The organism is Corynebacterium sp. HMSC063A05 (genome assembly GCF_001809695.1).
GTDB lineage: Bacteria > Actinomycetota > Actinomycetes > Mycobacteriales > Mycobacteriaceae > Corynebacterium > Corynebacterium amycolatum.
The window spans coordinates 28162-42002 of record NZ_KV798489.1 but is presented as its reverse complement, the minus strand read 5'-3'; the positions used below and the strand labels follow the sequence as shown (position 1 = coordinate 42002).

At 55.5% G+C, this 13841-nt stretch carries 11 protein-coding genes; 7 read left to right on the top strand and 4 right to left on the bottom strand.

The window, feature by feature from the left end; all coding sequences use genetic code 11:
• The first annotated feature begins 23 nt into the window (after positions 1-23).
• The gene (locus HMPREF2651_RS00185; RefSeq protein WP_038625658.1) at positions 24-1118 is read left to right on the top strand and encodes a DNA glycosylase AlkZ-like family protein; all 1095 of its coding nucleotides are present in this window, start codon (positions 24-26) and stop codon (positions 1116-1118) included.
• Positions 1119-1202: 84 nt separating this feature from the next.
• Here the strand turns inward: HMPREF2651_RS00185 and HMPREF2651_RS00180 are convergent, their stop codons facing one another.
• Both HMPREF2651_RS00180 and uvrB read right to left on the bottom strand, forming a co-directional pair.
• Positions 1203-1643 (bottom strand): universal stress protein, encoded by a 441-nt coding sequence (locus HMPREF2651_RS00180; RefSeq protein WP_005511992.1) that lies wholly within the window; start codon positions 1641-1643, stop codon positions 1203-1205.
• Positions 1644-1775: 132 nt separating this feature from the next.
• Positions 1776-3908 (bottom strand): excinuclease ABC subunit UvrB, encoded by a 2133-nt coding sequence (gene uvrB / locus HMPREF2651_RS00175; protein WP_049180967.1) that lies wholly within the window; start codon positions 3906-3908, stop codon positions 1776-1778.
• A 336-nt stretch (positions 3909-4244) separates the two neighbouring features.
• Here uvrB and HMPREF2651_RS00165 point away from each other — a divergent pair, with 336 nt between their 5' ends.
• The 6 genes from HMPREF2651_RS00165 to HMPREF2651_RS00140 all read left to right on the top strand — a co-directional run bounded on the left by HMPREF2651_RS00165 (position 4245) and on the right by HMPREF2651_RS00140 (position 9780).
• The gene (locus tag HMPREF2651_RS00165) at positions 4245-5126 is read left to right on the top strand and encodes a type IV toxin-antitoxin system AbiEi family antitoxin domain-containing protein (RefSeq protein WP_049180966.1); all 882 of its coding nucleotides are present in this window, start codon (positions 4245-4247) and stop codon (positions 5124-5126) included.
• 69 nt (positions 5127-5195) lie between these two features.
• The gene (locus HMPREF2651_RS00160; protein ID WP_038625667.1) at positions 5196-6164 is read left to right on the top strand and encodes an ABC transporter ATP-binding protein; all 969 of its coding nucleotides are present in this window, start codon (positions 5196-5198) and stop codon (positions 6162-6164) included.
• A 24-nt stretch (positions 6165-6188) separates the two neighbouring features.
• Positions 6189-7037 carry an ABC transporter permease gene (locus tag HMPREF2651_RS00155; protein ID WP_005511993.1) on the top strand — a complete coding sequence of 283 codons (849 nt, stop codon included), beginning with the start codon at positions 6189-6191 and terminating at the stop codon, positions 7035-7037.
• 117 nt (positions 7038-7154) lie between these two features.
• Positions 7155-8399: a sensor histidine kinase gene (locus HMPREF2651_RS00150; RefSeq protein ID WP_016422916.1), complete on the top strand. Its 1245-nt coding sequence runs from the start codon at positions 7155-7157 to the stop codon at positions 8397-8399.
• On the top strand, positions 8396-8992 hold the full coding sequence (locus HMPREF2651_RS00145; protein WP_016422917.1) for a response regulator transcription factor: 597 nt from the start codon (positions 8396-8398) through the stop codon (positions 8990-8992). Before HMPREF2651_RS00150 ends, HMPREF2651_RS00145 begins: the two co-directional genes overlap by 4 nt.
• A gap of 80 nt (positions 8993-9072) precedes the next feature.
• Positions 9073-9780 carry a hypothetical protein gene (locus HMPREF2651_RS00140; protein WP_038625670.1) on the top strand — a complete coding sequence of 236 codons (708 nt, stop codon included), beginning with the start codon at positions 9073-9075 and terminating at the stop codon, positions 9778-9780.
• Here HMPREF2651_RS00140 and mprF read toward each other — a convergent pair.
• A complete protein-coding gene (mprF, locus tag HMPREF2651_RS00135) occupies positions 9773-12358 on the bottom strand; it encodes a bifunctional lysylphosphatidylglycerol flippase/synthetase MprF (RefSeq protein ID WP_049180965.1) in 2586 nt (861 codons plus the stop codon). The two genes, HMPREF2651_RS00140 and mprF, sit on opposite strands and share 8 nt — an antisense overlap.
• 94 nt (positions 12359-12452) lie before the next feature.
• Positions 12453-13838 (bottom strand): alpha/beta hydrolase, encoded by a 1386-nt coding sequence (locus HMPREF2651_RS00130; protein WP_049180964.1) that lies wholly within the window; start codon positions 13836-13838, stop codon positions 12453-12455.
• Positions 13839-13841: the final 3 nt, after the last annotated feature.

Genomic DNA, 13841 nt, shown 5'->3' with positions numbered 1-13841 from the left:
CCGTACAGAATGAGTGAGACATAATGTCCCAAAACTATCTACCTCAGTTAGCTGAACTTCGCGCACGCCGTCTCATTGCCCAGAGGTTAGCTGCAAGTCAAGCACGCAGCGATTGGAATACAAATCTCAAGTCGCCTGCATTATCAGCAACGCATGGCATGGTTGCTCTACAAGGGCAGAATTATTCGAACGGTGTTAATGCCATCGCCCTACGCAGTGGCAGCACCTCCGACGATGTTTTAGCAGCCATTTCTTCTTTCGACATCGTTCGCTGTTGGTCTCAACGAGGCACCCTGCACTTTGTTTCAGCACAAGACGCGGAAGCAATTATGAGGTTGACGAATCCGCGCATCGAAAAGGCGGCAGCAAGACGCCGTACGACACTCGGACTTTCTCAAGATGATGTGCAGACCGCACGGGCAGCATTTCATTCCGAATTGCGCTCACGTGGTCTGTCCGACCCGCTGACTCGGACCGAAGCCTATGAGGTTTTCGCAGATCATGGAATAGACCCCACGGAACAAAGAGGCCCTCACCTACTGCGCACATTCGGCGGCGAAGGCGCTGTCATCCAAGGGCCACGAAAAGGAGCCCAAGATACCTTCGTCCTGCTTACCGACGTAACTTTCAAAGGCGGCCTCTCAGAAAAAACCACAGAGGGCTCCAGCACAGGACACTCAGCTGAATCCACGCTGGCCGACATTGCCTGGCGCTATGTTGATTCCCGCGGACCTATCTGTGTAGCTGACTTCGCGTGGTGGCTGGGACTGACGAAAACTCAAGCGAAAAAGGCCCTTAAGCTTATCGACCACTTAATAGTTCCTTTCTCCCTCGATTCCTCCGCCTCTTCGCACGCGCCAACTGACACAGAATTCACCGGCGAACCCCTCACGCAAAATGAGTACTTCATGCCGGCATGGCAGCAGAACGTAACTGAGGCCGAGCTTGAAGCCGCGCTTTCACTGACGCTTCGACTGCCCGCTTTTGACGAGTACCTCATGGGCTATGGCAGCCGTACCGAAGTTCTTCCTGAATCCCTTCGCAACCAGGTCTTAACTAGAAATGGAATTAGCTGGCCTTTTGTAGTTGAAGAAGGAGTTATCACCGGACGGCAATAGAAAAACCGGCACCTCAACTCAGAGGCGCCGGTTTAAAACGAAAGCTAAATTGTTAGCTCACCGTTTTGTAAGCTCACGGTTTTATTAGCTCACAGTGTGAACAATCATGACATCACAGTCCGACTGACGAGCAACATCCGCCGGCACGGAGCCCAGCAGACGACCAGTCAGCGAGTTAATACCACGGTTACCAACCACCAGCAGGTCCGCGCGACGGTCAGTGACCAGCGACATCAGAGCCTCAACCGGGGAGCCCGAGCGAACTTCAGTCTCAACCTTGGTCGCGCCGACGGCCTCTGCGGCCTCCTTAGCAGCAGCCAGGTTCTTCTGAGCCGGGTCATCACCGAGGACCTGGACCGAATCCTGGCGCAGGGTCTTGGACGCATCCTCTGCAGTCTCGTAGTAAGCGCAGCCGATAACCAGGGTGGCATCGAAAGCGGCAGCAATCGAGGCAGCGCGCTCTACTGCGAGCAGCGACGACTTAGAACCATCCGTGCCGACAACAATGGTCTTGTAATCACTCATGAAAACTATCCCTCACTGTGGAAGTTGCATTAAAACAGTTCATCGTGCGTAACGCCGTCGTTGCCCCGAACCCACTGGCCAGAGGCACTTTCGCGAATACACTGTTTTACTTCCCACAACAGTAGCAAAAAACTACTCGACACCGGCCTCAATCATCCCCTTAAGTTCCTTCTTGAGGTCGAAAATCTCATCGCGCAAGCGCCCCGCGAGCTCGAACTTCAACTCACGCGCAGCCGCGGCCATCTGCTCCGACAAATCTGCAATAAGAACCTCGAGCTCAGCCCGCGGCATCTGCTTACCGCTGGCACCATCGGCCGCGCCCGAGCCGTCGGCACGCGAGAGCAGCGCATCGGCGGGCGCACCGGTCTTGCCTTCGTAATCAGTGTCAGCGTTGTCGTAAACCTGATCCAGAATGTCCGCAATCTTCTTGCGCAGCGGCTGCGGATCGATACCATGCTCGGTGTTGTACGCGATCTGCTTTTCGCGGCGCCGCTCCGTCTCATCGATGGCGAACTGCATGGAATCGGTGATCTTGTCGGCGTACATGTGCACCTCGCCGGAAACGTTTCGCGCGGCACGACCAATCGTCTGAATCAACGAACGCTCCGAACGCAAGAACCCCTCCTTGTCAGCGTCGAGGATTGCCACCAGCGAAACCTCGGGCAAGTCGAGGCCCTCGCGCAGCAGGTTAATACCGACCAGCACGTCGTACTCACCGAGACGCAACTGTCGCAGCAGCTCAACGCGCTTGAGCGTATCCACATCCGAGTGCATATACCGCACTTGCACGCCATTTTCGAGCAGGTAGTCGGTCAGGTCCTCCGCCATCTTCTTCGTCAGGGTGGTCACGAGGACGCGTTCGTCACGCTCGGTGCGCTTTCGGATCTCGCCAATCAGATCATCAATCTGTCCCTCAGTCGGCTTAACGACGATCTTGGGATCCACCAGCCCAGTCGGACGAATGACCTGCTCCACATACTCACCACCGGCCTTCTCGAGCTCATAGTCACCCGGCGTTGCGGACATGAACACGACCTGGCCCACTCGGGCATCGAATTCATCGAACGTCAGCGGCCGGTTATCCAGCGCCGACGGGAGGCGGAAACCAAAGTCGACGAGGTTGCGCTTACGGGAGGCATCGCCCTCGAACATGCCGCCAATCTGCGGCACAGTGACGTGCGACTCATCGATGATAGTGAGGAAGTCCTCCGGGAAATAGTCGATGAGCGTCGCGGGGGCCGAGCCCGGCGCGCGACCATCGATGTGGCGCGAGTAGTTCTCAATACCGGAGCAGAAGCCGACTTGCTCGATCATTTCGAGGTCGTACTCCGTGCGCATGCGCAGACGCTGTGCTTCCAGCAGCTTACCGCGGTTTTCTAGGTCTGCCAGGCGTTCGGCGAGCTCGGCCTTGATGTCCGCGACGGCACGTTCCATGCGCTCCGGGCCGGCGACGTAGTGCGTAGCAGGGAAAATGCGCAGCTCAGGGGCTTGGTCGATGACGTCGCCTGTGACTGGATTGAGGTAGTACAGCGAATCAATCTCGTCGCCGAAGAACTCCACTCGCACGGCCTTTTCTTCGTAGGCCGGGATGATGTCGACCACGTCGCCTTTTACTCGGAAGGTGCCGCGGGTAAAGGCGATATCATTGCGGGCATACTGAATGTCCACCAAAAGGCGCAGGAACTGGTCGCGATCGACTTCCTCGCCCTCCTTCAGCCACACCGAACGGTCGAGGTAAGACTGCGGGGTACCCAGGCCATAGATGCAAGAAACAGAGCTGACGACGACTACGTCGCGACGCGACAACAGCGCTGAAGTAGCCGAGTGGCGCAGGCGCTCCACATCCTCGTTGATGGAGGAATCCTTTTCAATATAGGTATCGGTCTGCGCGATGTAGGCCTCTGGTTGGTAGTAGTCGTAGTAGGAAACGAAGTACTCGACCGCGTTGTTTGGCAGCAGGCTGCGGAGCTCATTGGCCAGCTGAGCCGCCAGAGTCTTGTTCGGCGCCATGACGAGGGTTGGCCGTTGCACCTTTTCGATCAGCCACGCCGCAGTGGCTGATTTACCGGTACCCGTGGCACCCATCAGGACGACCTCGCGCTCGCCTCTGTCCAGGCGTTCCGACAGTTCCGCGATTGCCTGCGGCTGGTCGCCCGAGGGCTCGAACTCGCTGATGACCTCGAAGGTTCCCTCCGCGCGCTCGACTTCACCGACGGGACGGAACTCCGAGTGCGCGAGGACGGGTTGCTCTGCTGCAAATGCCATAGTTCCCAGCGTAGCGAAGGCTGCTTTACATGGGCTGGTTATGCTCGCTTCCCTGGGCTTTGGGGTGGCTGTGGGGATTTGGGGCCAGCACAGGCACCGCAGGCACCGCAGGCGGGGTTCCGCTTCACCAGCTGGCCCTTGGTACGCAGCGACTGGCTCCTGGTGAAGCGCAAGCCGTCTTATCGATGGTCCGCGGGTACGAGGTTGAGGTTGAGGCTGCGGCTGCGCGGCTGCGGGCGGCCTGGATTATCCACACCTTGAAAGTTGTCCACAGATTGGACGCGGAGCCTCTCTCAAAGAAAAGCCCCTGAATCAAAAAGGCTTAGAGTCCCGACCATGGGAAGTTTCACCACGGCCGAGTTACGTGCACTCGGCATCGGAGAGAAAAAGACCAGAGCCCTCCTACAACAAGGCAGACTAACTAAATTAGTACGTGGCCTCTACATTGACGACCACTCTCCCGCCTCAGTCGCCCGAGCAATCACAGGGCATTACAAAAAGATTGCTCTAAGCGGTAAAAGCGCAGCTCAAATCCACTTGAGACTTCCCCTGACATTTCCTATCCAGACGGAAGGCGCGGGATCAGTTCAGGCCGAAACCTTCTCTATTAGGCATAGCCGCCTGCCGGCCTGCACCAGCATCAATGGCCTTCCAGTTGTCGAAGCACTCTGGGCAGCACGAGCTTCAAAAGACTATGCACGCAGAATCCTGGAAACACACTACGCCGGCCGGGACGGCGAGAAGCGACTCAACCACGACCTCAGCCGGATGCGGAAAGTCCCCGCATGGCTGCGTGAAACCATCGCCACCACGCCGATCGGCGCATGCAGCGAACTCGAGCGCAAGCTGGCTCGCCCATTGATTAAGCGCGGGTACCGGATCCGAATGAACCACTTCATCGACCCCTACTGCTTCGATATCCTACTTGACCAGTGGAAAATAGCCATCGAAGTCGACTCCGAGAAGTACCACGCGAACGAGGACTCATTCATCTCAGATCGTTGGAAGACCAACTCCGGCACGCTGCACGGCTGGATAGTCCTGCGGTTCACAGACTCATGCATCAATTGGAATCTCGACAGCGTCCTCGACGAAATCGAGCAGGCAATCCGATGGGTACAAAAGCGCCGTCCCCGCGTGGACTATAAACCAGGATGGCCTGCCTGCCAGAAAGTCTGGGAGTGGAATCCAACGGTTGGCTACGCCAACAAGCAATGACACCTGTCATGGGCAATTCGTGACATTACCTATACGTCCATACCTCTAATCCGCGCTGAACTTGGAACTATGAATCCGGACGTAATTCTCGAGTTCTCCAATATCACCAAGCAATTCAGCAAAGGCCAGGTAACCGCACTCGATGATGTCAGCGCCACCGTCCGCCGCGGTGAGGTCGTCGCCATCCTCGGTGAAAACGGCGCAGGCAAAACCACACTTATCGATCTCATCCTCGGCCTGACCACACCCACCGCCGGCCGCATCGAAGTCAACGGCCAATCATCCAGGAACGCGGTCAATGCTCAGCAGGTCGGCGCTATCTTGCAGACGGGCGGTTTGCTTCCCGACGTAACGGTCGAGGACACACTCAAGATGATTGCCAGTGGCTATTCGGAGCATGTGGCGTTGGCGGACGTCGTAAAGCAAGCGCGGCTGGAACCCTTGCTGAAGCGGAAAGTCGGTAAGTGCTCGGGCGGTGAGCAGCAGCGATTGAAGTTTGCGTTGGCCCTGCTCGGTGATCCGGAGTTGATTATGTTGGATGAGCCGACAGCGGGGATGGATCCGAGTGCGCGGCGCAATTTTTGGGCGGATATTCATGCCCGGGCGGAGCGTGGCACGACGGTGTTGTTCACCACGCATTACATGGATGAGGCGGAGGATTTTTCGAAGCGAATCATCATGCTGCACAAGGGGCGTATCATGGCGGACTTGGATACGCCGAGCATGCTTGCGCTGAGTAAATCAGTGCTGGTTGAGGCTAATTTTCCGGGTGCGGCACCGGAGCTTTCAGAGCGCACTGAGGTCGATGAGGTCACCTGGTTGAGTAGCGCTGCTGGGGAACCGGCCGGGACCAGTAGGCGCGTGCGGCTGCGGACACGGGATTCGGACTCACTGCTTCGTCACTTGGTAACGGAGACGGATGCGACCGACTTCACGGTCCAGCGCGCGAAGCTTGATGACATTTTCATTTCTATGCAGCGTGACGCAGATGTTGCAGCTGATGCCACGCCCGATGTCGCCGTGGCTGCTGGGAACTAAAGGAAATAACTGGAAAGGATTACCATGACGTACACCGCGACTGAAACTTCGTCCGACATACCCGGCGCGACTGCTGGTACCAGCGCAACAAAGCTAACCGAATCCCACGGCCTGTCGACATACATCGCCATTCAGATCAAACGCTATCTGTCCGACTGGTCGAACCTGTTCTTCTCCATCGGCCTGCCCATCTTGTTCTTTCTGGTGTTCGGTGCCTCGCTCGACCGCGGCGGCGATGCCTTCCCTCACGGCAATGTCACCGCCTACGTGATGATTGGCATGGCTATTTACGGCGGCGTCACAGCAGCGGTGGCCAGCGCCGGACAAACGATTATGGAGCAAACCACGGGATGGGGTCGCCAGCTTGCGCTGACACCAATGTCGACGTCGCGTATTGTACTAAGCCAGGCAATTCTGGTGCTCTTCGCCGCAGTGTTGCCGATTGCGGCAATGTATCTTCTCGGCCTCGTCATCGGCGCCGAGATGGAGCCACGGGCCTGGATTGTCAGCTTCATTCTCTGTGTTGTAACCTGTCTGCCGTTTGGTTTCTACGGCTATGCCTGGGCACTGCTGCTGCCGAAGCCGTCAGCGCTCAGTATCGCGTCGGGCTCGATTGTCGTGCTGTCTTACCTCGGTAACCTCTTTATCCCGATGCAGGGCACGTTGCTGGCAATCAGCCGCTTCACGCCGCTGTTCGGTTCTGTGACTCTGTCGAGGTATCCGCTGACCGCAGGTCTTACTCCCAGCACGGATACTGGTGCAGGACTCTACACCGAGCCACTGTGGGTGCCCATTGTCAATGTTGCAGTGTGGAGCATCCTGCTAATCGGCTTCTGCATATATCTGAACAAGCGCGAGAAGTCGCGGCTGTAAATAGCGCGGCGAAACACGGCTAGATAGCAAACCCAAGCGATAGCCATCGCCTCCATCTAACCTGTGACTAACTAGACCAACTTCCCTCTGCCACCGACCGAGACCGCCTAGGCATCTATGACAACCACTTTGCGACGCAGCTTCAGCCATCCCTTCCAGGGATTCCATGTCTACTCCGCACTGTCGGCTGGCATCTGGATTGTGGTTTTACCCTTCGTCTTCTTCGGTTTCGGCGCCGAAAAGGTCGCTCAGATAACTGCGCTGATTGTCAGCTTTGCGCTGGTGTACATCTTCATCTGGGGCTCACTTCACTACTATCCTCGCGGCTGGTTGCAACGAGCTCGCAACATACTTGCCCTGTGCATAGTCGCAGCGTTCGGCCTGCTCTCCATCCCGCTTGTGGGAAACGGCGCCAGCGCATTCCTGCCATTTGTCGCAGCATTGCTCAGTTGGATGCTGCCCATCATCCCCGCCATCCTCAGCATTGGCGTGCTCGGCGCAACAATCGTTACCATTAGTCATTTCTTGGCTCCGGAAAGCGGTCTCATCTTACCCATCGATGCCCTGTTTTGGGCCGTCGTTGTCTGCTGCGTTGTTCAACTCAGCAGGTTCTCCCAGGAACGAGCCCAGCTCAACCAGGAAATTGAGCTCAGCCAGCAGCGCGACTCCATCGCCCGCGATGTCCACGACGTGCTGGGCCATTCGCTGACGGTCATCTCGCTCAAATCTGAAGTCGCGCGGCGTTTGGTCCACACCAACCCCGATGCCGCCGCTGCCGAACTCGAGGCCATCACCGCTCTGTCGCGCACATCGCTTGCCGAAGTCCGCTCAACAGTCACACGCATGCGCCAGCCGGATCTCGCAGGCGAGCTCGCCGCCGCCGCGCGGGCATTCCACACCGCACACATTGAGGCTTCGCTTCCCGACGATTCCAGCGGTGTAACCACCAATGCGAAACTCTTCTCCTGGGTGATTCGCGAGGCCACCACCAATATCATTCGGCATTCTGAGGCGGAGAATGTCTCAATCGAACTCACACCATCCAGCGTGGAAATCATCGACGATGGCATCGGCTTCGACATTTCCGACCTAGGCTGCGATTCCTCCGCGGCTACCACGGGCGAAGGCCAAACTGTCGCCGCTGGTGGATTGGCTGGGCTGAAGCAGCGTGTCCAGGATGCTGGCGGTGACCTCATTATCGAGTCCGCACCAGGTCGCGGCACTCGCCTTGTGGCCACGATGACGCAGTCACGCTTGCAGCGCTCGCACCGCTCCCACCACGCGGGCCGTTCATCCACCACAAGCTCCAAAAACCACCTCACTGACACAACCGTCACCGAATATGCGCGGGAGAATAGATGATTCGCGTTCTCATAGCTGATGATCAGCACCTAGTTCGAGGGGCTTTAAAGGCTCTACTGGAAACCGAACCGGACTTGGACATCGTGGCTGAAGCCGCCGACGGCATTGAAACAACGCAAAAAGTCATCGAGCAGGACGTCGATGTCGCGCTTATTGACATCGAAATGCCGCGCCTCAACGGCATTGACACCATCGCGAAAATTTCTGACCACTGCCGCTGCCTCGTCGTCACTACTTTTGCTCGCCCCGGCTACCTCAAACGCGCACTTCAGGCCGGTGCCAGCGGATTCCTGGCAAAGGACACGCCTCCTGAGCAGCTCGCAGAAGCTATTCGACGCATCCACTCCGACCTCCGAGTCATCGATCCGGCCTTGGCCGAGGCCTCACTTTTCACGGCCGACTCTCCCCTGACCGACCGCGAAGTCGAGATCGCTCGACTGATTCTCCAAGGCGCTGATACGGGCACAATCGCCGGCCAGCTCTTCATTGCCAAGGGCACGGTGCGCAATCAGGTGTCGTCAATTATCACGAAGACGAATACCTCAAACCGCGTCGAGGCCGCGAAAACTGCTCGCGACAATGGTTGGCTCTAGAAAACAGGTCGAAATACCGCCCTGATTTTCATCGAATCGTTATTACTTTCATAGTGCGAAAACTCCCTACTGCCCACTGCGTGACGCCTACGAACACCCACCACACCTTTGCTTCACGACGTGCACTCATCGCCGGTATCCTCGCCACAACCGCATTGACCTTCACCGCCTGCTCTCAAAACGACGGCGCAGTAACTAGCCAATCGGCAGCTGACACCGCCACCATGACTCAGACTGACGGCAACGCATCAAACGCAAACTCAGAGAATAGGCCGAACCCAACCGGCTCAAACTCTGATGCTGGCGGCAGCAATAACGGTGGCGCTGCCGGAAACTCCGACGACACCTCCGACGATGCAAATTCTTCCGAGACGGCCCCATCACAAAATGGTGGACAAACCAATGGGGATACGGAAACCACGTCTTCGTCGTCAAGCGAAAATGCAGACATCGGCCAGGCGATGAGGGACATCATCTACAGCAACTCGTCGCCGGGGACCACGTTTACCGGGGGCGAGGAGATGACTGTTTGCGTGTATGGCGATGGTTACCGCACGAATCTGGTCGTTGCCGGGCCGAATACCAGCTGTGAGTTTGCCACCGAGGTCTTCCATCAGCAGACCGACGGTCTCAACGCCACCGCTGATAACATTCGCGATAATTTGAAGCCGAATATTCAGGCAACGAGCCCTGCGACCGGCCAGACCTACGATGTCAGCTGCGGCACGCAGGGCGATGGTGTCGTGGCGTGCAGCGGCGGAAACGACGCACGGATTTATATCAATTAGCGTTGATTGCCATTTCGGGAGCAGGCATTTCGTCTTCACTCGTTGACAGCGCAATTGCTGAATACTGCCCTGGCCGATTGATCAGTTTCGACAGACTTGCGGTAATGGCAGGCAACGATTTCACATCGGTGTAGGTCAAGTACCGAGACTTCCATACAGGCTTGAACTTCTCCTTGTAATTGCGCAGCCCGCGGAAGTTATAAATCCGTCCGCCGTAGTTGTACACCAAATAGATCGTTTTTTCGCTGAGCCTAGAATGCGGTCGGGCACCTGTGTTTGACATTGGTGCCATGCCAAAATTGAACTCGGTATATCCATGGTTCTTTGCCCACTCCATCAGATTCACGAAAATGCCATCCATCACGCCATCTGGCGCATCGGGGCGAATGCGCATCAAATCCACCGACGCAACGCTTAACCCCTGCGGCATTAGCGATGCGAACCCTTCAATACGATCTGAGTCTGCCGATCGGACTATGGCAATCGGTGCACGAGATAGATAATTCTCGTCGAAGAAGCCGAGAGAAAAACTCATTTCTGTGCGCTTTCCGAGCCACGCCTGCGATGCATCTCGCAATTCCGTAATGAGGTCTGGACTGTACGGTGCTTCGACAATTTCAAAAGTACAAGCGGAGCTTTCCAACTTGTTGTGCATGCGCCGGAAGGTCTTGCCTTTACTACCGACTCTCGTGAAGCCAGAAATATCAACCGTCGCATCTTCACCTAATTTGACCAGGCTCATCCCCTCATTGACGCACCGCGCCAAATGCTCTTCGCCCACTTCATAGAATGCGACGGAACACTGAAAGGTGTCTGCATAATCAATAAAGTCCGCGAATAATTGATTGAAAGAATCCGGGTCGCCAAATGGGTCACCGAGTGCAATCAATGTCGTACCCTGCGGGCGATACAACAGTGCTGCTCTATCCGCACCATTTCGCTTATCGACGGTAAAGAAGACCTGCTTGTCGCCTAGGTAATATAGGTGCGAGAAAGCATTTCCACCCCATTTTGCAATCAGCTTCTCGAAACGACGTGTCTGCTCTTCGCATGGCTCCTCAAACTCTGGAGCGCGGCAACGAGAAAACAATACCGCAATTGCCACTGCGCAGGCGAGCATTACGTAGAAAAGAATCATTGGCCAGTGGGTATTGGCATGATGGGATGGTGCGGGTACATTGACCACCTTGTTTACCCGAAGCGCATGCCAACTCGAAAGCACGATTGGAATAGCAATCGCCAGAGCTGCCGTCGGCACGAAACTACTCCACTTTAATGGGAGTGGATCTCGGTCAAAGGCACTGCGCGATGCAAATAGTGCTAGTGCAAAGACCCCGAGATAAATAGCCTCTTCATAGTCGATTCCGCGGGCTAAACAAGCAACAGCTGCCACACCGAGCAAGACCAAGACCAGCTGGTAACAACGCCTAACTCGCTGGTTAATCCCGCGCGCCAAGATAAGCAACATGACTGCGGTAAATAACACTGTCAAGTGCGATGCCTTCCGCACAGTACTTGGCAAAACCTCTTGGATGATTTGAATACGAGAGGCGATTTCAGGTGTTAGCGCTGAGATAAAGAGCAGGAGGCTAGAAAAAACGGTTACTAAAGCCAGCACCCGCGCCATGACACGGTGCGGAAAATCGGACTCGAGTTCTTTCACGCTGTCGGCGACCCACACGACCGTGGCCAACAGCCACGGAACGATGTAATAGAAAACGCGATACAGTACCAGCCCAAGCAAAACTTGATTAGTGTCGAGGCCAAGTTTGGCGCACAGTGCAATCACCGTGAGGTCGAAGCTACCGGCACCCGCGGGCAGGAAAGATAGCAATCCGGCCAAAGTCGCGGTTGCAAAAATAAAGATAGCAATTGGGAATGAGAAATCCGGTGTGAAGACACGAACACATGCCCAGAAAAATAGCCCAGCTGCGGCCCAATCGATAACAGAGGCGCCGAGAAGATTCCATTTTTCGCGCATTCCTATCTGCGCAAACGTCGTTTTTCTTAAATCGATCACCCCAAGTTTCAATCTGTCCGCCAAGAAAAACAGCGGTAGATACATACATGAGATTATCGCGACGATAATTAACCAGCCATCGAAATGCACTGCGTACGGCAAAGTTATTGCCAACAGTACGAATAATCCAAGTAGGTTGGCAGCCCACACACTGGCCGAAACTCCAATGGACTTATCTCGGTCCGCACTCGCCCAGGTATAGTATTTTGCGCGAATTGTGCCTCCGGTGAGACCGCCAAATCCGGCAAAATTATTAAAGGCCTGCGCAATCCAACCGATTTTCAACGCTTCGCGCGGTGACACCTCCACACCGGCGTATTTGGAAGCGACCAAATCGTAGAGCCCCGTCGCGCTGAACGCAATCAGTCCCAATGCCATGATGATTGCATTTACGTGCATCGACGTATCAACAAATATTTCTCGAAGTTGGCTTCCTGAAATAGCGGCAAACTGGTCACGAGCGACAAGCACGATAATGGAGATTATCGCAATATAGAAAACAATCTTTAAGATTTTTCCGTGCGCCCTAAGCCACTGAAATAACGATTGTAGCGCCATATCCTTGAAATCCAATCTTTTATCTCGAAGTTGATCTAAACAGACAGCCCACTTTTAATGGCGTATTGGGAAACATATTTAGTAGTCTTGCGACTTAGTGGCTCGGCGTCCGAATAAGATTCATTTTCGCCGCGAGCCAGGGAAGCTCGTCGTCAAGCGACTTCTCCCACACCTTCCATTCGTGCGTTCCAGAATAGGTGCGCTCCTGTACGTCCATTCCCTGGCTATGCCCGGCTCGGCAGACTTTCCAGAGCCCTTCGATGACGTCTCTAGGTTCCTTATCGCCAATGGAACAAAATGCGGAATACCCGGTGAAATCCTCCCCCGAGGAAAAAATCGAAAGTGGATTGTTTTCCTCAAATGCGGCCTTGTCACCGTCAAATCCCTTGTCGATAGTCGTCTCAAGGTTGTGCAGATTTGGAAACTCCTCACCCGACATGTCCAAAACGGTGCGGTACGGCCCACCTTTACGGCTGAGAACCTGCATTGCGCAGGTACCTCCATTGGACAATCCGCCAACAGCCCACGATTGCGGTCGAGTGTCTACTTGGAAGTGTTCCTCTAGCCACGCCGGTACGTCATGTTCCAGATAGGTTGCGACCGCCCCATTTTCAGTATCGGAGCAGAGCGGGTTCTTGAAGCTCGAAGAAAGCTGATCAGCAATCGCCACAATCGGCGCCAATCCATTGTGTTGCTCAGCAAAGCGGTCCATAGTGTTTTTTAGGTCACCGTTTACCAACCAATCCTTAGGCGTACCCGGCTGTCCTGGCATTAGCACAAGCACAGGCAGCAGCGGACGCGGTCGAGTAAAATATGCCGGAGGAAGGTAGACGATGGAGGGGCGCGGAGAGAAGTTAGTAGCAGGGATATCGGCTTGAACGAGAACGCTACTATCAGTACCTATATTTTCGGCTTGGCGTGGCCGCCACCGTTGTTCCAAGGATGTTTGTTTTGCCGAACCACTGTCATCGGGACGATAAACATCCGCGACCGGCGCGAGCCCATCTACCTCGCCAAAAGCCTGCACTTTGCCTGGTCCGCGTAGCACCTGGGCCAAGTTTGCATACGTGCCATAGTGAATATTGGGAACGGCATAGGCGCCGAGTACTGATAGTGAGCAGACGAGAAGACCCGCAATGATGCGCCTAGGCTTCTTGGAAGACGCAATTACAACTAGAGCAACGATGCCGGACAAGCCAGATGCGAATGGTCCGAAAACTTCAATACCGATGTAGTCCGGGATCGGTCGCCACACCTTATTAAGCACATACCAGCCGATGGTGCTCACCACAGAGACAGCCACTACAATCGCGCAAACTTGAATTAGTCCCGGTTTTCTAGAGCTGTTCCCCTTTGCAACCAGCCAAAGGAGAAACCCGAGAGTCAGCAGCATTAGTATAACTGCGATAATTTCTGGAACTCTGCCACGCAGCTGTACCAATTTGGCAGCCTCAAGGGCGTACCACGACCAATCTTGCATGCG